Genomic DNA, 18369 nt, shown 5'->3' with positions numbered 1-18369 from the left:
TCCCTTCTGCCATTAAGAAAGGTGTTTTACAAATTCAGCTCCAAACTGTAAACATTTTTCTACATCTTCATCTTCTGGCGTTAATTCTACTTTTAGTCCTTCTAACACAACTGCTGCCCCGCGTTCTTGTAGCTTTTCTATTAAAATGTCAACCGCCACGCCATATTTCGGATAAGCCGAATCACATGATCCGAATACTGCCGCTTTTTTCCCAGTTAGATCAATAGAATCCATTGCGTCATAAAAATCTAAGAAATCATCAGGAAGGTCACCATCTCCCCAAGTGTATGCTCCTAAAATAATTCCATCATACTGTTCTAATATAGAAGCTTCTGGTGAATCCATAATATCAATAACTTCAATTTCGTTCTCTGTTTCACGAATTGCACCGGCAATATGATCAGCCATTTCCTCTGTATTTCCACTCATACTTGCAAAAATCATCACTAACTTACTCAACTGAACCTCTCCCTTTACTTTGTATCTCTTTTTCTGTTTGAATGCTCTTTTTCTCATCTACATATTCAGACCGAATTACATTTCGTTGCCATTCCATATGCTGATCAACATCTTTATTTTTATCTTTTAATCCCCTCCGCAGAAGGTGAAATTTTTTTCTCATTAACATGTCGCATCCATCCTATTGATAATAATTATCAATTTCAACTATATTTAGATTAATTGACATTGATTATCAATGTCAACAACTATTTTTAAAAAAATGATTAAAATGTACAAGCTTGTCCGTTAGCTATTCATATACTATAAATGAGCATAGTTCTTTCTCAGCCCTCTCTGACGGAAAGAAATAAAAGCAACTGCGATAGAGCGCAGTTGCCTTTTTTTATTTCTCTATGATTTTAGTAGTCTTATCACTGTCTCTAAAAATAGTTCCACTCCATAAACTAGAGCTGATTCGTCTACATCAAATTTTGGATGATGATGCGGATAGCAAGTATCTATCTTTTCATTACCGGTTCCTAGTTTAATGAAACAACCCGGTGCTTTTCTTAAATATGCTGAAAAATCTTCTCCTCCCATAGAAGGTTCAAGCTTCACAACACACTCATCTCCAAACAAATGTAGTGCACTTTCCTCCACTACTTTCGTAATATATTCATCGTTAATAACCGGATCATATCCATATCGATACGTATATGTATACTCCCCTCCATGTGCTTTTGTAATGCCTTTCACGATTTGCTCAATTTTCTCTTCTGCTTCTACCCTTAATGCTTGATTAAATGAACGAACGGTTCCCATTAAAGTTGCTGCACTAGGAATGATATTATCAGCCATTCCCCCATGAAACTGCGTAACTGAAACGACTCTTTGCATGAAAGCACTTGTATTTCTTGATACGATATGTTGTAGATTTGTAATAATCTGTGCTCCGATAGCAATAGGATCTATCGTTTCTTCTGGCCTCGCCGCATGCCCTCCTTTCCCTTGAATTTCGACTGTAAATACGTCTGGTGCCGCCATCAACGGCCCATACGCAATTCCTATCTTCCCGCTCTCCAATCCAGACATAACATGTAAACCTATTACATAATCAACATCATCCATTACACCTGCCTCAACCATTTCTTGTCCCCCGCCGGGATACACTTCTTCTGCATGCTGAAAGAATAGACGAATCTCACCTGCAAAATCTTCCTTTATATTTGATAGCACTTCTGCTGTACTTAACAAAATAGCTGCATGAGCATCATGCCCACATGCATGCATTATTCCTTTATTCACAGACATATAAGATTTACTTGTCTCCTCTTGAATTGGCAAAGCATCTATATCAGCTCGAATCGCAATCACTTTCCCTTGTTCCGTTCCTCTTTTAATTGCTAGTACACTATACTTCGTCGGTCTTGTTACTTCAAAAGAAGAAAATGAGCATAATGTATCATATATAAACTGCGAAGTTTCTTTTTCATGAAATGATAATTCCGGATACTTATGAAAATGCCTTCTCCATTTCACGATATTTTCTTCCGAAATTAGACTCTTCCACACTCTATTCATGATAATTTCCTCCTTTTCAAAAGAGCTAGAAATTGTAAACTTTACTCTGTCTCAAATGATTAATGAAAACAAATACTCTATTTTTACGTATTCTTATAGTCCACTTTTATGTATTCACACAATCTACTTCCTATTTACATGTCAAACCCATTACAAATTCATGCTTAATGTAATATAATTGCTAAGTTAGGGATTTTCTTTTTTAGTATTTAGTGCTAATATCAGAAAAGAGCCTTTTGACTTATTTTTACCTAAAATGTGGAAGTTTGTTTTTTTCACAATAATGTAGGACATGATACCTACAAAGAGCTATTATTTCATTAAGAGAGGGACAGACATGGAAAGATTAAAAGAGATATGGTCTCAACCACTCACACAATGGGTTGCAAAGACGGTTTATTACCTTGCAATTTTATTTGCATTACTTTGGTTGTATGGATTCCATGATACAAACACAAGTACATTTATTTACAACGAATTTTAGGGTGGGAACGTTATGAAGTTATTAGAACAAATTGAAAAGTGGGCTATTGAAACGCCTGATCAAACTGCTTTTGTTTGGCGAGATGCGAAAATTACGTACAAACAATTAAAGGAAGATTCTGATGCGTTAGCACATTGGATTTCTTCTGAGTATCCAGATGATCGTTCACCAATTATGGTGTATGGCCATATGCAACCTGAAATGATTATTAACTTTTTAGGATGTGTAAAAGCTGGACATGCTTATATTCCTGTAGATTTATCTATCCCAGCTGATCGTGTACAACGTATCGCTGAAAATTCTGGTGCGAAATTACTTTTATCAGCAGCAGCAGTAACTGTAACTGATTTACCAGTTCGCATTGTAAGTGAAGACAACTTAAAAGATATTTTCTTTACTCATAAAGGGAACACTCCAAATCCTGAACATGCGGTAAAAGGTGATGAGAACTTCTACATTATTTACACATCAGGAAGCACAGGTAATCCGAAAGGGGTTCAGATTACTTATAACTGCCTTGTAAGCTTTACAAAATGGACTGTAGAAGATTTCAACTTACAAACAGGACAAGTATTCTTAAACCAAGCACCTTTCTCATTCGATTTATCTGTCATGGATATTTACCCATCATTAGTAACAGGTGGTACACTTTGGGCAATCGACAAAGATATGATTGCACGTCCAAAAGACTTGTTTGCTTCTTTAGAGCAATCGGATATACAAGTATGGACTTCAACACCATCTTTCGCAGAGATGTGTTTAATGGAAGCATCTTTCTCTGAGAGTATGCTACCAAACATGAAAACATTCTTATTCTGCGGTGAAGTATTACCAAATGAAGTAGCTAGAAAATTAATTGAGCGTTTCCCGAAAGCAACAATTATGAATACGTACGGTCCAACAGAAGCTACTGTCGCTGTAACAGGTATTCACGTTACAGAAGAAGTGCTTGATCAATACAAATCACTTCCAGTTGGCTACTGTAAATCAGACTGTCGCCTTCTTATTGTGAAAGAAGATGGCACTCTTGCACCTGATGGTGAAAAAGGTGAAATCGTAATTGTCGGTCCAAGCGTAAGCGTTGGATATTTAGGAAGCCCTGAATTAACAGAAAAAGCATTTACTATGATTGACGGTGAGCGTGCCTATAAAACAGGCGATGCTGGCTATGTTGAAAATGGTCTTCTATTCTATAATGGTCGTCTTGATTTCCAAATTAAGCTGCATGGTTATCGAATGGAATTAGAAGAAATTGAGCATCATCTTCGTGCGTGTTCTTACGTAGAAGGAGCAGTTATCGTTCCAATTAAAAAAGGTGAGAAATACGATTATTTATTAGCGGTTGTTGTTCCTGGAGAACATTCATTTGAAAAAGAATTCAAATTAACATCTGCAATCAAAAAAGAACTCAATGAGCGATTACCAAACTACATGATTCCACGTAAATTCATGTATCAATCTTCTATTCCAATGACACCAAATGGAAAGGTAGATCGCAAAAAATTATTGAGTGAGGTTACAGCATGACCGCATATGGATCATTTTATTTTTTCGCTATAGTGGGCATTTTATTAATACCTACTATCATAGCTGGATTTAAAGGTAAAATGTTGCGTAAATATAATGCCGTTTTAACATTAGTAATGCTTGCTATTATCTTCTCGGATAAGCCAAAGCAAGCGATTATGTTAGCCGCATTTATTATTTGGCAATATGCCCTAATTAAAGGCTATTTACTTTTAAGAAAACAAAATAATAGCACATTCACATTCTGTATAGCTGTTATTTTATCAATTTTGCCACTTATTTTGGCAAAAATCGCACCGTTTGCACCTGAACTAAAGTTTATTGTATTTTTAGGGATGTCTTATGTAACATTTAGAGCAGTGCAAATGGTATTTGAAGTTCGCGATGGATTAATTAAGGAACTTTCCTTCTTTAATTTTTGGGAATTCGTTTTATTCTTCCCGGCGATTTCAACAGGACCTATCGATCGTTACCGTAGATTCCAAAAAGATATTCAAAAGCCACCTAGCGCTGAAGAATATCAAAATTTACTATATACAGGATTAAACCGCATTTTCCAAGGTTTCTTGTATAAATTTATTATCGCTTACTTAATAAAGCAATATTTTATGGACCCAGCATTTGCTCAGCAAGATACAATCCTATCCAATATGATTTACATGTATAGCTATAGCTTATATTTATTCTTCGACTTTGCTGGTTATAGCTCATTTGTAATTGGTGTAAGTTATATGATGGGTATTAAAACGCCTGAAAACTTTAATAAACCGTTCATTAGTCGTAATATTAAAGACTTCTGGAACCGTTGGCACATGAGTTTATCATTCTGGTTCCGTGACTTTATTTACATGCGTTTCGTCTTTTTTGCAACGAAGAAAAAGTTAATTAAAAACCGTTACACAATTTCGTATATCGGTGCATTTTTGAACTTTTTCATCATGGGAATTTGGCATATTACTGGTGAGCATGTGTATCAATACATTATTTATGGTCTATATCATGCCGCACTGTTTATTCTATTCGATATTTTCGAACGAAAAAACAAGAAGCATAAATTTTGGCCAAACAATAAATTTACACACATCCTTGCGATTGTAATTACATTCCACGTTGTATGTTTCGGGTTCCTAATTTTCTCTGGACACCTTAACAGATACTTTTAATGCACCCTTCTTATACTATTAAGAAGTTGCACATATAATATATTTCGGATATAAAGGAGATTTTAAAAATGGCAGAATTCAAAGAGCAAGTATTAGATATTTTAGAAGAAGTATGTGAAAACGATATTGTGAAAGAAAACTTAGATGTTCAATTATTTGAAGAAGGTATTCTTGATTCTTTCGCTGTAGTATCTTTATTAGTTGAATTCCAAGAGCGTTTAGATATTGAAGTTTCTATTTCTGATTTTGATCGTGACGAGTGGGCTACACCAAACATGGTTATTAAGAAGTTGGAAGAAATCCGATGAACAAAGCAAAATTTGGTCCGATGCTTTTAGCATTGGCCCTTTTTGCTGTATTCTTACTTATCCCAACTCGCTTCCTACTTCCACTTTTAAGTGATGAAAAAGTAGAACAAGCTGCGACTTCTTTAAAAGAAGAAAAGATTCAAAGTATGATTTTACAGCAAAAGATGTTAGCAGACCCGAAATACCTTCCGATGTATGGATCATCGGAATTCGCACGTATGGATGCTTTTCATCCATCAAATTATTTCAAAGTAAAGCCTGAAGGATTCACACCATTCCTACTCGGACGCGGGGGAACACAAGACCTTGTACATGTGTTAAACTTCGCATCTACAATGGATCAATTGAAAGATAAGAAAATGGTATTCGTTCTTTCTCCGCAATGGTTTGTACCACAAGGTATTGATGAAACGCACTTTGCACCTAACTTTTCAAAACAACAAGGTTATCACTTCATTTTCAACGATGATTTAAAACCTGAAATGAAAAAGCAAATTGCAAAACGTTTATTAAACTTTGAAATCGTTAAGAAAGAAACTTTATTAAAAATTTCGCTTGAAGGTATCGCCTACGATGATACGAAATATAAAGTAAAAGCACTTGCTGCTAAACCTTTCGCTTATATTTACCGTAACATTTTAGATCGTAAAGATTTATTTACAGCAATGTTTGATATTAAACCGCATAAAGAAAAACTTGACCCTTCATTAAAACAAATGAACTGGGAAGAGGCTCGTAAACATGCAGATCAAACTGGTGCAGTAGAATCAGGATCGAACGAATATGGTATCGAAGATGATTACTTCAACAGCAAAATCAAGAAGAAATTAAAGCAACGTGAAGGCTACTTAAAAAATGATGCTTATGATCAGTCGCCAGAATATGAAGATTTACAAATTGTACTTGATTTATTAAAACAATCTGGTGCAAAACCACTCTTCATTTCTGTTCCTGTAAAAGGTCCTTGGTACGATTACGCTGGCTTCCCGAAAGAACGCCGCGAATTGTACTATAAGAAGGTTCATGAGCAAATTGAGAAAGCTGGCTATCCAATTGCCGACTTCTCAAATCATGAGTATGATAAATACTTCTTAAAAGATCATATGCACTTAGGTTGGAAAGGCTGGGTTTATATCGATGAAGCCATCCAACAATTTTATAAAGCAAACTAATGAAAAGACCGCTTGAATTATTCAAGTGGTCTTTTTCTATATACATTTTGTAATTGTTCGATTACGTTATCTGCTTCTTTCATAACTCGCTCCACTACATGCTGAGCTGATTCTATTCGTGCTAATGATGATGCTTGTCCCGCCCAAAGCGACATGTATTCTCCTTTATTTTGTTTAGCTGCTTCTTGTCGTATTTTAGAGGTTAATACATTTTGCACTGGATACATCGGAAGCCCTCCTTCTTTCCCTTCATGCTTCTCTATAAATTCATTACGAATACCCCGTGCATATTTCCCGGAAAACGCACGAGTCACAGTTGTACTCGTATCTGTACTATGTAAAACTGCAGCTTTATACACATCATGCGTAATACTTTCTTCACTCGTTAAAAAGGCTGATCCCATTTGAACAGCTTCTGCTCCCAGTGTAAATGCCGCAACAAGCCCTTGTCCGTTCATTACACCACCTGCTGCAACAATTGGGATATGCGGAACTGCTGCTACTAACTGTGGAATTAATGCAAACGTTCCAATCATAGCATCCTGTTCTTTCCCGATAAACGTTCCTCTATGCCCTCCTGCCTCGCTACCTTGCCCGACAATAATGTCTACTCCTAATTCAGCAAGTACTTTTGCCTCTGTCACATGAGTAGCTGTTCCGATGACTTTTATTCCTCTCCTTTTTAAGTCATCTATTTCTTCTTTTTCTAACGTTTGAAATGCAAAGCTAATGACCGGTACTTTTTCTTCTAATAACACTTGTAATTGTTCTTTATAGCTTTTGGGAAGCTTTAACGCTTCTTCTCCCTCTATACTTAATTCTCTATTCACTCCGCTAAGTAATACCTTTGCTAAGTTTATCTTCTCTTCTTCGATCTGTATCTCTTTCGTTAACAGTAAATTAACACCGAAAGGCTTATCTGTTAGCTGCCTTATTTTATAAATCGCTTCACGAATTTGTTCAGGGCTCATATAACCTGCTCCAAGCGTTCCTAATCCTCCGCTATTACTTACAGCTGCAACAAGTTTTGGCGTCGTAATCGCACCTGCCATACCTGCTTGAATGATGGGATATTTAATTTGTAATATATCTATTACTCGACTTGTAAACATCATTTCTCCTCCTATTCCCCTTATATCTTCTTTATTTGACAAACTTTCCCCTTCTTTTACAAGGGTTGAACTTCATATGAAGCGAATATATTGAAAGAGAAGGAGGCTGAAAACAATGATGTATCCAAATGCGTTAAAACAAGGTGATACAGTAATGGTTATTGCACCGTCCGGCCCACCAACAATTGAAAATGTATTAAAAGGTGTAAACGTATTACAAGAAATGGGTTTATCTGTAGTAATCGGGAAGAGTGTTTATGAGAAATATGGATATTTAGCTGGAAGTGATCAAGTTCGTCTTGATGATATACATGAAGCATTTACAAACAATGAAGTAAAGGCCATTTTCTGCGCACGAGGTGGTTACGGTAGTGCTCGTCTCCTCCCTCACATTCAATATGAAATCATTCAACGGAATCCAAAAATCTTTTGGGGATATAGCGATATTACAGCTTTACATACTGCCTTTTCACGTTATGCAAAGCTCGTTACTTTTCATGGCCCAATGGTTGAAGAATTAGGAAAAGGTGTAGATTCTCTCTCTTTATCTTCTTTCAATCAACTATTCCATCCTTATTCCACCATTTTATCTGCGTCAGAATGTATCGTACCTAGCTCTTCCCGTACAATTACGGGTCAGTTAGTTGGAGGGAATTTAGCAGTGCTAACGAGCATAATTGGCTCACCCTACGAGGTACATACAGCCAATAAACTTTTATTGCTTGAAGACATTGGAGAAGAACCGTATCGCATTGATCGTATGTTAAATCAGCTATTATTATCTGGAAAGTTTAATGAATGTAGTGGTGTTATTTTTACAAGTTGTCACGACTGCACTCCTTCTAAACCATCTCAATCATTGCAAACCATACTATATGAATATTTCGCACCATATCATATACCTGTCCTATTCGGTTTACCGATTGGACATATAAACCCAAACATCGGTATTCCTCTTGGAGCTACAGCGACAATAAATACAAATAATAAAATACTCTCTATTTCTTCTGGCGTAGCCACTCCGTGTTCAAATTAAAAAGGAAAAGCGATTCAGCTTTTCCTTTTATTTATAATAATTAAAAATTCGTCCAGATGCGATATCTGCAATCTCTTCTGGAATAAATGTTTTACTTATATCAGTGCCAACATTTAATACGGCTGTAGCATCTTTCTCAATGCTACCAAATAATTCTTTCCCGCGTATCGTAATAAGGGGCGTTCCTTCTGGCAGCACGTCTTTTAGAAATTCCATTTGTGTAAAGAACGGAACGATCCATCTACCCTCTCCTTGGAAATGACGCAAACGAAGTATCCCTTCTGTTGCCCCGTCCTCTGCTTCTAGTGAGCCAGCAACATAAAACTCAGTAGATAAGAGCAATTCATAAAATTCCTTTTGCTTTTGTTTATCATCCCCTGCTACAACAAGTACTTCTTCTATTCTCTTTACCGGAATTTGCTCCATATGATGCCACCCCTATTTTCAAAATGATTGTACTTAGATTATACGAAATATTCTTATTTTTTTCTACATAATTCGCAATTATTTTCTTAAAATAATTTTAATACTTCTTTTGTCGTCACAATCGTAGCAAACTCTTCATGTAAATTTACAAGTGTCATATTGTGAATATCTTCTGCACTATACTCTTTACCATCTAGACCTTTACGGTTAAAAGTAGCCGTCGCATCACTCACTAAATATGTTGTAAATCCTAAATTCCCTGCCATTCGTGTCGTAGTCTCCACACAGTGATTTGTCGTTAATCCTACAACCACTACTGCATTACATTTGTTCTCTCTTAATTGCTCTTCTAAATTTGTTCCAATGAACGCGCTGTTAACGAATTTCTGAATAACCACTTCACCTGGTAGTGGTTTCACCTCTTCTTTAAAATTGACCGTTTCGGCTCTCTCATAAAACATCGACTGAGCATTTTCTTTATTTACATGTTGAATATGAAAAACTGGTCGCTTCCTTTTTCTCCATTCTTCTAACAAAATTTTCATGTTTGCTTCAGCAAAAAGATTATTTCTCTCGCCCCAATATGGTAATTGAAACGCCTTTTGTACATCAATTATGATAAGTGCTATTTGATTCGTCATCATTTTCTCCTTCATTCGGCTGTAATTGAAACAGAAAACCAAGTTGTTGCGACGCAGTAATAAAACAAATATATGCACAAAGCTCTACAATTTCTTTTTCTGTCCAATATTGTTTCAATACATGAAACATATTATCATCTATCGCCTTTTTATCATGAAGAAATGTATGTGCAAAAGCAACTGCGACACTCATTTCTTCTACCTTTTGCATATCATCAGGTCTTCCCTTTGCCATACAATACGGACATTCATTCCCGTACGCTAATGTTCTTCTTACTTGCTCCTTCAACTCTGCCGAAAGAGTTCCTTTACTATACAGCGTATTCTCTACCAGACTCCATGCATGTAATAGATCCGGATTATACCCTAATAACTTTTGAAATTTTGTATCTCCTATATTTGATAATGAAATTCTCTCCATCATTTCCCCCTCCTATTTCCTTCTGTTTTATTGTAAAATAAATAAAGTTCACTTCACATTTCATATGAATCTTAATTTATATTTTCCCTTTACAAAAATCATCATTTTACTGGAGGTATATTTACAAATGCAATTAGATCGTGTTGATCGAAAAATTTTAAATGAATTATATAATGATAGTCGCCTTTCCATGCGCGAATTGGCGAAACGAGTAAACTTATCTGCTCCGTCTACTGCAGAACGTGTTCGTAAACTCGAAAGTGAAGGCGTTATTCAAAAATACACAATCGATATCGATTATAAAAAAGCAGGACTTGTTTTAGATTGTATTTTAGAAATCACTTTAAAAAATGGTGATACAACACGTATGCAACAATTTATCCAATCTTATCCATCCGCAAGTTTTTGTTACCGCGTAACAGGAAGCTTATGCTACATTGTAAAAATCTCTGTTCCTTCACTCGTTGAACTTGAAGATTTTATCAATGATGTTTCTTCATATGCAACGACAGTTTCTCATATCGTATTATCAGAAGTGTCTCTTACTCCTGATATTGAACATATCTTCCCAGAAGATTAATTCATTTTTATTCATAAAATATATAAAAACACCTTACAATAAGAATAAAAATAATATATCATGTATTAAAATACATAAAGTTCGAGAAAGGAGCTTTACATTGAAAATCTGGTTTTATGAAAAAACGGCACAATTAGATGGTTTGCTTGGCATTTGGGATAATGTTCCGACTATCCCTCGAATTGGTGAAAAAGTGGAGATTTTAAAAACAGTCCGCACTGTTACAGATATTAAATATGTAAAGAACGGTAATAATTTTCGTGTAGAAATTATTACAAATTAAAAAGTAGCTCTTTAGGAGCTACTTTTTAATTATCTATCATGTGCTTTCTTTATAACAATTTTATCTTCTTCTACAGATACTGTTACATAATCATTTTCTTCTAACCGGAGCTTATTTACAGCCTCATCTGGTAGCTCTACAGCCATCAATCTATCTGTTACGATCACTTGACTATACACTTCATTTTCTTGTGATGTACTCACTACTTTTTCCTCATTTATGAAGCGCATCAGTGGCACACCCACTTCTTTTACTGTACGCCATTGTTTCCAAACGTAAGGAATTAACCAAAGTAATCCAACAACTGTAAGACCGATACCAATCCATAAATTACTTTGCGCTTGTAATTCAGGAATTGAGATTGCGCTACTCTCTTCTCCACCGACAAATTGCATACTTGTTGCAATCAAATTATTTAGAGCATGTACAGCGATATTCGTCCATATATTTTTCGTCTTTATGTATAAGAGACACATCACAACACCAAACATGAACGCACCAATAACATCAAAATGTCCTAGACCAAAAATAATTGAAGATATAATGACAGCTTTTTTAATCCCCCATTTATAAGCCATTCGCTGTAAAAAGAATCCCCTAAAAATAACCTCTTCCATAATAGGTGCTAATACACATGCTGAAATGAAAGTAAATATCGTCATATATATGTTACTCGTATTAATAACAGTTCCATCTTCTAACATAGTAACTAAGAAATTCGGTAACGTATGTGCTAATATGTAAAATTGAATATGAGATATACCGACTGAGAAAATCATTCCCATTATCGTTGCTAATACAATTAATCCCCACGGTAAACGTCCTGGCTTATCAAAAAAACTGTTAAATACAACATTATTTTTATTTGTTTTTACGTATAACCAAAATAACGGAAATACAAAAAACACAGTTATTTGTGAAATAACCTCCATCGTATTCTCAGAAACATTTGATAGGCCTAATGGGATCATCGTAAGGAACACCCCTATAATCATCCATCCAAAAAAGCTACGTAGTCTTATACGTGAAAATGCATAGTGCATATAGAACACCCCCAAAGATAATAAAAATAAATGGTCGAATAACTAAATTATAATTCGAATATAGTTGAAATTCTTCCTATTTTTCTCAAATACTTTCAAACAACATATCTCTTAAAATACCATATCACTGTTCTTTAAGTTGCAATCTATGAGAAAGTTATGTAATAAAAATCCCCGTTTTTACAAGCGGGGATTTCTTTTATTATAATACGTCACGTTTTTGGAATAATGCACCTGATGCTACAAGTAATACAACAAAGTATACAGCTACAACTAATAATGAAGTTGCGAACGTAAATTCTGTAAATGTAGGTTCTACTCCGCCACTAATTAATTTATTGCTGTCGTAAGCTCTTAAATCCAAATGGAAGAATATCACAAACTTCGCTACACCTTTTGCAAACATCATTAATACCATATTAATTGGTCCTTGTAAGAAGAACAGGAACATCGTAATAATTAATGGTAATACAGATTTTCTAAATACGTTCGCTAAGAAAAATGCAAGCGTCGCAAAGAAGAACGGTGAAAGTACTTGATATAAAGTAGATTTCATTACGATTCCTATCGTTAATTCTGTTTTACTACCATCCATTACAATTAATCCAATAATCATTGCAATTAACGTGCTAGCAAATATGATAAATACTAGAGTAAGTAACACTGTAATATATTTAGAGAATAAAACTGTCATTCGTTTTCTTGGACGAATTAATAACTGCTTAATTGTACCTTTTTGGAACTCATCAGTAATCATACGAGAAGCGATCGTAATTCCAAAAATTGTTGCAAACAAAGTAATTAAACTAATCTCTGAACTTGCAAAATCTAAATATGATCCTTTAAATTCAGTTCCGTCTCCCCATTTCAGCATTGCTAAAACTCCCAAAATCTCCAACACTGCAATGACACCAATTAAAATATACATACCTTTTTTCGCATGCAACTTTAAAAATTCATTTTGAATTAATTTAAACATTACGCTTTCACTCCCCCAGTAATCGCTAAGAACTCATCTTCTAACGTTTTATTTTGAACAGTAACTCCGTATATAAGCACATCGTCATTCACAAGTTTTTTTACAAGCTGCGGAATTTCTTCTTTCATTACAGATACTACAATGACATTTCCTTGCGCCTTACCTTTAATGATTTCATTTGCTTTCTGAACTTGATCTACTTCAAACGCTACAACTACTGCCTCATCATGTTTTGCTTGTTCATGTAAGTTGTACTCTTGTACAAACTCACCTTGCTTAATAATAACGACGCGATCACACATGAGTTCAATTTCACTTAATAAGTGACTTGATACGATTACAGCAATATTCTCTTCTTTCGCTAAACGTTGTAAATAATCACGAATTTGGCGAATACCAGCTGGATCTAATCCATTTGTCGGCTCATCTAAAATTAAGATTTTCGGCTGATGCAGTAATGCCTGTGCAATTCCTAAACGTTGTTTCATACCAAGCGAATATGTTTTCACTTTTTTATGAATCGCATGCTCTAATTCAACAAGCTTTACAATTTCAGCAATGCGCTCTTTACTAATCGGTGTAATTGCCATGTTCGCAAAATGCTTTAAGTTTTGCATTCCTGTCATATAATCATATAGTTCAGGATTTTCTACAATCGCTCCAATTTGCTCTAGCGCTTTTTCACGCTCCGTGCGAATACTATGACCACAAATTGTAATATCGCCCTCTGTCATTGATATAAGACCTGTCATCATACGAATCGTCGTCGTTTTACCACTACCGTTCGGTCCAAGGAACCCGTACACTTCCCCTTCGCGAACTTCAAATGATAAACCACGGATAATTTCCGTTCCACCAATCTTTTTTCGAACATTCTCTAACTTTACTACTACGTTTCCCAATGCCGATTCCTCCTTTAGACTTCTAATTTTTTATCGATTATGCGACCTGTTATATAAACAAGTAAAACAAATATACCGATTGAAAAAGTAATACTATATAAATTCATAAGACTTTCTGGATATAGTATGAGATTTATATCCACTGATTCATCTATATAAACTGATTTTTTAATAAAAGTAGGTGTAGGCGCAAGTCGGCCCAGCATTTCATATATCAGATTGATTACTTTCGTTACTAGTAAAAATAAGAAGAAAATAATTACATACTCCATTTTTTTCTTTTTCAAAGAAAATACTTTCACACCAGCTACTGTAAAAAGTAAAACTAACAATATACTTGATAAATTAAATACATATAACACACTACTAAATAATTGTTTTACTATATCTATCTCAATTGTACTTTCCGTAAATAACAATCCATAGAGTTCTGTACCTTTTATTACTTTCATCGAAATACTATAGACAAACATAGCACCTATTACTTCAAAACACATGAAGCTAACTGCCGCATATGACAATATTGCTAAAACAATTTTTTTACCAGATATCGGTGTTAATCGAAATAATGTACTTTCGGTCATTTTCCCGAACGCAGATATCGCCTGCAGAAATACTAATACTGCAAAAATCATATAAACTAAGAATACTAAAGCAATAATAATCATTTGCCTTACTTCTCCTGATTCTTGTTTAATATAATTCCCCATACTTACAAAAGCGACAGCTACAATAAATATGAATGACAATAACGAAATAAAAATTTGTTTTTTATTCGCATTGTACATATATATTAAACTGGCCTTCATCTACTAAACACCTCCTTAAACAAATCCGTAACAGCTTTTCCTCGCCGGAAGCGTAACTCCTCTACATTTTCATGAAGTACACTTTCACCATCTTTTAAAATGATTACTTCGTCAAAAATGTTTTCCACTTCTCCAATTAAATGTGTTGCAATTAAAATGGTACAATCTTCGCGATAAAACTGTAAAATAAGTTCCAGTACGTGTTCCCTAGAAACGAGATCAATCCCGCCAAGCGGTTCATCTAATACGTATAACTTCGCTTTCCGAGAAAACGTTAAAATAATTTGTAGTTTTTCAACCATACCTTTTGATAAAGCTGTAATTCTTTCTTCTAGCGGTATTTTAAATTCGGCGATTGTATCTACCGCTTTTTGAATATCAAAGTCTTTATAAAAGTCTCTATAGAAAAATAAGGAATCTTTAACCGTCATCCAATCATCAAATACTGGTTTATCCGACATAAAAGAAACAATTTCTTTCGTTTCTAATCCTACCTTTTTACCAGCGATTGTAATACTCCCTTCAGAAGGGTGCTGCAGACCAGCAATCATTTTCAATAACGTCGTTTTCCCGCTCCCGTTATCTCCAACAAGCCCTATAATTTTCCCTTCCGTAATCTCTATGTTTAATTCACGGATCACTGCTTTTAACCCGTATCTCTTCCATAAGTTTTCTATTTTTAATAGCTCTGTCATTCGCTCTCCTCCCTCTTCTCATGTAATGAAGAACGAAGGATTGTAAGAATTTCTTCTTCTGAAAAACCTAAATTGTCCATTCCATCTATAAAAGAATGAAGTAATTCTTTCGCCATCTCTTTTCGCAGCTCCATAATTTTCTCCCCTTCATTCGTTACATATCGTCCCATTCCTCTACGTGTTACAACAACCCCATCCCGCTCTAGCTCTTGAAATGTACGCTGAATCGTATTTGGATTTACTTGTAATTCACTCGCTAATTCACGTACAGAGGGAATTTTATCACCAGGCAATAAATGTCCTGTTACGATTTCTTTTTTTATGTATTCCATTACCTGAATGTAAATTGGTGTATTTGGAGAAAACTCTATTTTCATTTCTTCCCTCCTTTTGTATCGGTGTACTAGTTAAATAATACACTGATACAAGACGTTTGTAAATACCCATTAAATTACAAAAAAGTTCTATCCATTAGCTGAATAGAACTTTTTAAACAGAACTCGTTATATGAAAATAATAGTGTTATGTAAACAAAATCATAAAGAAAAGCTGTCTTATCAATGAATAAGACAGCTTTTCTTTATGATCATATATTAAAAATTAAACACGAAGTCATCGTCAGCTAACTTTTCAACGTTCGTTGCTTTTACGTAACCATTTCCTTTTACAGAGAAGAAATCATGGTTTTTCGTATCTGTACGTAAACCATTTAAAACGATTGGGTTAATTTCTTCTTCTTCAAACTTCGGCTCAAGTCCTAAGTTCATAAGTCCCTTATTCGCATTGTAACGAACGAAACGATTTACATCTTCTACAAGACCGATAGAAGTATAAATTTCTTCTGTGTATGCCATTTCAATTTCATATAGTTCCATTAATAACTCTTGCGTTTCTTTTTGCACTTCTTGCTGATCTTCTGCAGAAAGTTCTGCGAAGATTTGTTGTGCTAAAATACCGACGAATACGCCGTGAATTGATTCATCACGAATTATTAAGTTAATAATTTCACCACTTGCCGTCAATTTACCTTGACCTGCTAAGTAAAGCGGATAGAAGAATCCACTATAGAATAAATAACTTTCTAAGAATACACTTGCTACCATCGCCATGTATAACTCTTTTTTCGTTACTTCAGGCTTTAATAAACGACGATAATAACTAGTAACAATACCAGCCTTTTTCTCAAGTAATGGATGTTTATCTACCCATTCAAAAATATCATCGATTTCTTCTTCAGTAGCTAACGTTGTGAAAATATGACTGTAACTCTTCGCATGTACTTCTTCCATAGCTCCCATGAAAGCTAATACACTTTTTGCTTGTAAATTTTCAAGATGAACAAGTACAAGTGGCATCCCTTCGCCGCCTTGTTTCGTATCTAAAAGTGTTAAGCCACCTAATACACGCTTATAAGCAACCTGCTCTTCTTTTGATAATTGCGCCCAAGTATTTTTGTCAGAAGACACTGCGATTTCTTCTTCTGTCCAAAACTGAGCGATGTTTTGCTTCCAAAACATTAAACTAAAATCATCTTCTTTTTTGTTCCAGTTTACCGCACGCATTCAATCGCCCCTTCTCTAAATAAACATGAAAAATTGATAACTAAGCATGAGCAGGGTTCAGAAAACCCTGCTCATCATGTCTCACTTCTTATATTAAACGGTACAAGCCACACACTCTTCCACGCTTAATTTACGTGTTCTCGTATAATACAGACTCTTTAAACCTTTTTTATGTGCATAGATGTAGTAACGTGCTAATTCACGTGTTGAAATATCACTATTAACGTAAAGAATTGTACTAATTCCTTGGTCAATATGTTCTTGAATTTCTGCGATTAAATCAATTAATTTAAACTGATTCATATCGTAAGAAGATTTATAGTACCAGAACGTATCTTTTGATAAATATGGCATTGGATAATATGTTGTCGCATTCGCATATGTTCTTGATTCGATTTGACTTACGATCGGCATTACGCTTGAAGTTGCATTTTGAACGTAACTGATAGATTGTGTTGGAGCAATAGCAAGACGGTAGGAATTATATAATCCATTCTTCTTCACTTGCTCTTTTAAACTTGTCCAATCTTCTTTTGTTGGAATGTGAATTCCTTCAAATAATTGCTGAACTTTTTCAGTTACTGGGCTGTAATCTGTCGTTTCATACTTTTCAAAGTATGTGCCATTCGCATAATCAGACTTATCGAAGTCTTTAAATGTTTCGCCTTTTTCTTTAGCGATTTCCATACTTTTCTCAATAGAGTAGTAATTTAACATCATAAAGAATGTACGAGCGAACTCTTTCGCTTCTGCACTTTCATATGCGATTTTGTTTTTGGATAAATATCCGTGTAAGTTCATTGCGCCAAGTCCAACTGAATGAAGCTCATCATTTGCTTTTTTCACAGTTGGTGCATTCGGAATAATCGTCATATCAGAAACAGCTGTTAAAGCTTCCATTCCCGCATGAACGGCTTCACGAATTTCTTTATTTTCCATTACATTTACGATATTTAACGATCCTAAGTTACAGTTAATATCACGACGGATAATGTCATCTGTACCGTAATCGTTAATTTCAGAAGTTTCTTGAAGCTGGAAGATTTCTGTCTCGAATGTTCAACTGAGTCCGCTACTCCTCAGTCCGTTGCTCATGCAACTGCTGTATGTCACCATACAGGACAGACTATATCACCACCTACAGCATTACCTGATTAGGTGCTCCGCTTTTCGAACGCCAATCGCTTGCGCTCTACTCCCATAA

The 18369-nt window shown here is 35.0% G+C and carries 23 protein-coding genes; 8 read left to right on the top strand and 15 right to left on the bottom strand.

From position 1 onward, the window contains the following. Window positions 1-12 precede the first annotated feature (12 nt). From ACYVEC_RS09160 to amaA, 3 genes are all read right to left on the bottom strand, one after another. Window positions 13-459, bottom strand: a complete 447-nt coding sequence (locus ACYVEC_RS09160) for a flavodoxin (RefSeq protein WP_000041146.1) — start codon at window positions 457-459, stop codon at window positions 13-15. After that, window positions 452-628 (bottom strand): hypothetical protein, encoded by a 177-nt coding sequence (locus tag ACYVEC_RS09155; RefSeq protein WP_000929009.1) that lies wholly within the window; start codon window positions 626-628, stop codon window positions 452-454. The genes ACYVEC_RS09160 and ACYVEC_RS09155 overlap by 8 nt, the downstream gene beginning before the upstream one ends. Window positions 629-852: 224 nt before the next feature. Next, window positions 853-2022, bottom strand: coding sequence for an N-acyl-aliphatic-L-amino acid amidohydrolase (amaA, locus tag ACYVEC_RS09150; protein WP_063224481.1), 1170 nt, complete (start codon window positions 2020-2022; stop codon window positions 853-855). A gap of 337 nt (window positions 2023-2359) precedes the next feature. Between amaA and ACYVEC_RS09145 the strand changes: the two genes are divergently transcribed. The 5 genes from ACYVEC_RS09145 to dltD all read left to right on the top strand — a co-directional run bounded on the left by ACYVEC_RS09145 (window position 2360) and on the right by dltD (window position 6676). Beyond that, the gene (locus ACYVEC_RS09145) at window positions 2360-2506 is read left to right on the top strand and encodes a teichoic acid D-Ala incorporation-associated protein DltX (protein ID WP_002011626.1); all 147 of its coding nucleotides are present in this window, start codon (window positions 2360-2362) and stop codon (window positions 2504-2506) included. A gap of 12 nt (window positions 2507-2518) precedes the next feature. Beyond that, window positions 2519-4033: a D-alanine--poly(phosphoribitol) ligase subunit DltA gene (gene dltA, locus ACYVEC_RS09140; RefSeq protein WP_063224482.1), complete on the top strand. Its 1515-nt coding sequence runs from the start codon at window positions 2519-2521 to the stop codon at window positions 4031-4033. Continuing rightward, window positions 4030-5196, top strand: a complete 1167-nt coding sequence (gene dltB / locus ACYVEC_RS09135; protein WP_063224483.1) for a D-alanyl-lipoteichoic acid biosynthesis protein DltB — start codon at window positions 4030-4032, stop codon at window positions 5194-5196. Before dltA ends, dltB begins: the two co-directional genes overlap by 4 nt. A 68-nt stretch (window positions 5197-5264) precedes the next feature. After that, window positions 5265-5504, top strand: a complete 240-nt coding sequence (gene dltC / locus ACYVEC_RS09130; RefSeq protein ID WP_000807310.1) for a D-alanine--poly(phosphoribitol) ligase subunit DltC — start codon at window positions 5265-5267, stop codon at window positions 5502-5504. Then, complete coding sequence (gene dltD, locus ACYVEC_RS09125) at window positions 5501-6676, top strand: D-alanyl-lipoteichoic acid biosynthesis protein DltD (protein WP_063224484.1); 1176 nt, start codon at window positions 5501-5503, stop codon at window positions 6674-6676. Before dltC ends, dltD begins: the two co-directional genes overlap by 4 nt. Window positions 6677-6693: 17 nt before the next feature. Here the strand turns inward: dltD and ACYVEC_RS09120 are convergent, their stop codons facing one another. Next, window positions 6694-7788, bottom strand: a complete 1095-nt coding sequence (locus ACYVEC_RS09120) for an NAD(P)H-dependent flavin oxidoreductase (protein WP_460506204.1) — start codon at window positions 7786-7788, stop codon at window positions 6694-6696. A gap of 115 nt (window positions 7789-7903) precedes the next feature. Between ACYVEC_RS09120 and ACYVEC_RS09115 the strand changes: the two genes are divergently transcribed. Next, on the top strand, window positions 7904-8824 hold the full coding sequence (locus tag ACYVEC_RS09115; protein ID WP_063224486.1) for a S66 peptidase family protein: 921 nt from the start codon (window positions 7904-7906) through the stop codon (window positions 8822-8824). Between the two features lie 27 nt (window positions 8825-8851). On the opposite strand, the gene ACYVEC_RS09110 is transcribed toward ACYVEC_RS09115, so the two are convergent. From ACYVEC_RS09110 to ACYVEC_RS09100, 3 genes are all read right to left on the bottom strand, one after another. Continuing rightward, a complete protein-coding gene (locus tag ACYVEC_RS09110) occupies window positions 8852-9250 on the bottom strand; it encodes an SseB family protein (RefSeq protein ID WP_063224487.1) in 399 nt (132 codons plus the stop codon). A gap of 86 nt (window positions 9251-9336) precedes the next feature. Further along, window positions 9337-9891 (bottom strand): cysteine hydrolase family protein, encoded by a 555-nt coding sequence (locus tag ACYVEC_RS09105; RefSeq protein ID WP_063224488.1) that lies wholly within the window; start codon window positions 9889-9891, stop codon window positions 9337-9339. After that, complete coding sequence (locus ACYVEC_RS09100; RefSeq protein ID WP_063224489.1) at window positions 9860-10312, bottom strand: carboxymuconolactone decarboxylase family protein; 453 nt, start codon at window positions 10310-10312, stop codon at window positions 9860-9862. The genes ACYVEC_RS09105 and ACYVEC_RS09100 overlap by 32 nt, the downstream gene beginning before the upstream one ends. A gap of 127 nt (window positions 10313-10439) precedes the next feature. On the opposite strand from ACYVEC_RS09100, the gene ACYVEC_RS09095 reads away from it, so the two are divergent. Both ACYVEC_RS09095 and ACYVEC_RS09090 read left to right on the top strand, forming a co-directional pair. After that, on the top strand, window positions 10440-10892 hold the full coding sequence (locus ACYVEC_RS09095) for an Lrp/AsnC family transcriptional regulator (RefSeq protein WP_001175492.1): 453 nt from the start codon (window positions 10440-10442) through the stop codon (window positions 10890-10892). 100 nt (window positions 10893-10992) lie between these two features. Next, window positions 10993-11175 (top strand): DUF3913 family protein, encoded by a 183-nt coding sequence (locus tag ACYVEC_RS09090; RefSeq protein ID WP_000707111.1) that lies wholly within the window; start codon window positions 10993-10995, stop codon window positions 11173-11175. A gap of 29 nt (window positions 11176-11204) precedes the next feature. On the opposite strand, the gene ACYVEC_RS09085 is transcribed toward ACYVEC_RS09090, so the two are convergent. The 8 genes from ACYVEC_RS09085 to ACYVEC_RS09050 form a co-directional block, all read right to left on the bottom strand. Beyond that, a complete protein-coding gene (locus ACYVEC_RS09085; RefSeq protein WP_063224490.1) occupies window positions 11205-12218 on the bottom strand; it encodes a CPBP family intramembrane glutamic endopeptidase in 1014 nt (337 codons plus the stop codon). Window positions 12219-12420: 202 nt separating this feature from the next. After that, on the bottom strand, window positions 12421-13197 hold the full coding sequence (locus ACYVEC_RS09080) for an ABC transporter permease (protein ID WP_275718903.1): 777 nt from the start codon (window positions 13195-13197) through the stop codon (window positions 12421-12423). Then, a complete protein-coding gene (locus tag ACYVEC_RS09075) occupies window positions 13197-14099 on the bottom strand; it encodes an ABC transporter ATP-binding protein (protein WP_063224492.1) in 903 nt (300 codons plus the stop codon). The genes ACYVEC_RS09080 and ACYVEC_RS09075 overlap by 1 nt, the downstream gene beginning before the upstream one ends. A 14-nt stretch (window positions 14100-14113) precedes the next feature. Next, window positions 14114-14908 (bottom strand): hypothetical protein, encoded by a 795-nt coding sequence (locus ACYVEC_RS09070; RefSeq protein ID WP_063224493.1) that lies wholly within the window; start codon window positions 14906-14908, stop codon window positions 14114-14116. Next, window positions 14905-15603, bottom strand: a complete 699-nt coding sequence (locus ACYVEC_RS09065; protein ID WP_098555500.1) for an ABC transporter ATP-binding protein — start codon at window positions 15601-15603, stop codon at window positions 14905-14907. The genes ACYVEC_RS09070 and ACYVEC_RS09065 overlap by 4 nt, the downstream gene beginning before the upstream one ends. Next, complete coding sequence (locus ACYVEC_RS09060; RefSeq protein WP_000687513.1) at window positions 15600-15980, bottom strand: GntR family transcriptional regulator; 381 nt, start codon at window positions 15978-15980, stop codon at window positions 15600-15602. The genes ACYVEC_RS09065 and ACYVEC_RS09060 overlap by 4 nt, the downstream gene beginning before the upstream one ends. 216 nt (window positions 15981-16196) lie before the next feature. Continuing rightward, window positions 16197-17165, bottom strand: coding sequence for a class 1b ribonucleoside-diphosphate reductase subunit beta (nrdF, locus tag ACYVEC_RS09055; protein ID WP_001203014.1), 969 nt, complete (start codon window positions 17163-17165; stop codon window positions 16197-16199). Window positions 17166-17258: 93 nt separating this feature from the next. Beyond that, window positions 17259-18209, bottom strand: a complete 951-nt coding sequence (locus ACYVEC_RS09050; protein ID WP_306295567.1) for a ribonucleotide reductase — start codon at window positions 18207-18209, stop codon at window positions 17259-17261. Between the last annotated feature and the right edge of the window lie 160 nt (window positions 18210-18369).

The sequence above is a fragment of the Bacillus sp. MN7755 genome, assembly GCF_054771475.1.
This window is presented reverse-complemented; position numbering and strand designations above follow the sequence as displayed.

Bases quoted from the DNA above. Each gene is read 5' to 3' on its own strand.
- ACYVEC_RS09155 (WP_000929009.1), bottom strand. From the start codon at position 628: ATGTTAATGAGAAAAAAATTTCACCTTCTGCGGAGGGGATTAAAAGAT.
- amaA (WP_063224481.1), bottom strand. From the start codon at position 2,022: ATGAATAGAGTGTGGAAGAGTCTAATTTCGGAAGAAAATATCGTGAAA.
- ACYVEC_RS09145 (WP_002011626.1), top strand. From the start codon at position 2,360: ATGGAAAGATTAAAAGAGATATGGTCTCAACCACTCACACAATGGGTT.
- dltA (WP_063224482.1), top strand. From the start codon at position 2,519: ATGAAGTTATTAGAACAAATTGAAAAGTGGGCTATTGAAACGCCTGAT.
- dltB (WP_063224483.1), top strand. From the start codon at position 4,030: ATGACCGCATATGGATCATTTTATTTTTTCGCTATAGTGGGCATTTTA.
- dltC (WP_000807310.1), top strand. From the start codon at position 5,265: ATGGCAGAATTCAAAGAGCAAGTATTAGATATTTTAGAAGAAGTATGT.
- dltD (WP_063224484.1), top strand. From the start codon at position 5,501: ATGAACAAAGCAAAATTTGGTCCGATGCTTTTAGCATTGGCCCTTTTT.
- ACYVEC_RS09120 (WP_460506204.1), bottom strand. From the start codon at position 7,788: ATGTTTACAAGTCGAGTAATAGATATATTACAAATTAAATATCCCATC.
- ACYVEC_RS09115 (WP_063224486.1), top strand. From the start codon at position 7,904: ATGATGTATCCAAATGCGTTAAAACAAGGTGATACAGTAATGGTTATT.
- ACYVEC_RS09110 (WP_063224487.1), bottom strand. From the start codon at position 9,250: ATGGAGCAAATTCCGGTAAAGAGAATAGAAGAAGTACTTGTTGTAGCA.
- ACYVEC_RS09105 (WP_063224488.1), bottom strand. From the start codon at position 9,891: ATGACGAATCAAATAGCACTTATCATAATTGATGTACAAAAGGCGTTT.
- ACYVEC_RS09100 (WP_063224489.1), bottom strand. From the start codon at position 10,312: ATGGAGAGAATTTCATTATCAAATATAGGAGATACAAAATTTCAAAAG.
- ACYVEC_RS09095 (WP_001175492.1), top strand. From the start codon at position 10,440: ATGCAATTAGATCGTGTTGATCGAAAAATTTTAAATGAATTATATAAT.
- ACYVEC_RS09085 (WP_063224490.1), bottom strand. From the start codon at position 12,218: ATGCACTATGCATTTTCACGTATAAGACTACGTAGCTTTTTTGGATGG.
- ACYVEC_RS09080 (WP_275718903.1), bottom strand. From the start codon at position 13,197: ATGTTTAAATTAATTCAAAATGAATTTTTAAAGTTGCATGCGAAAAAA.
- ACYVEC_RS09070 (WP_063224493.1), bottom strand. From the start codon at position 14,908: ATGAAGGCCAGTTTAATATATATGTACAATGCGAATAAAAAACAAATT.
- ACYVEC_RS09065 (WP_098555500.1), bottom strand. From the start codon at position 15,603: ATGACAGAGCTATTAAAAATAGAAAACTTATGGAAGAGATACGGGTTA.
- ACYVEC_RS09060 (WP_000687513.1), bottom strand. From the start codon at position 15,980: ATGAAAATAGAGTTTTCTCCAAATACACCAATTTACATTCAGGTAATG.
- nrdF (WP_001203014.1), bottom strand. From the start codon at position 17,165: ATGCGTGCGGTAAACTGGAACAAAAAAGAAGATGATTTTAGTTTAATG.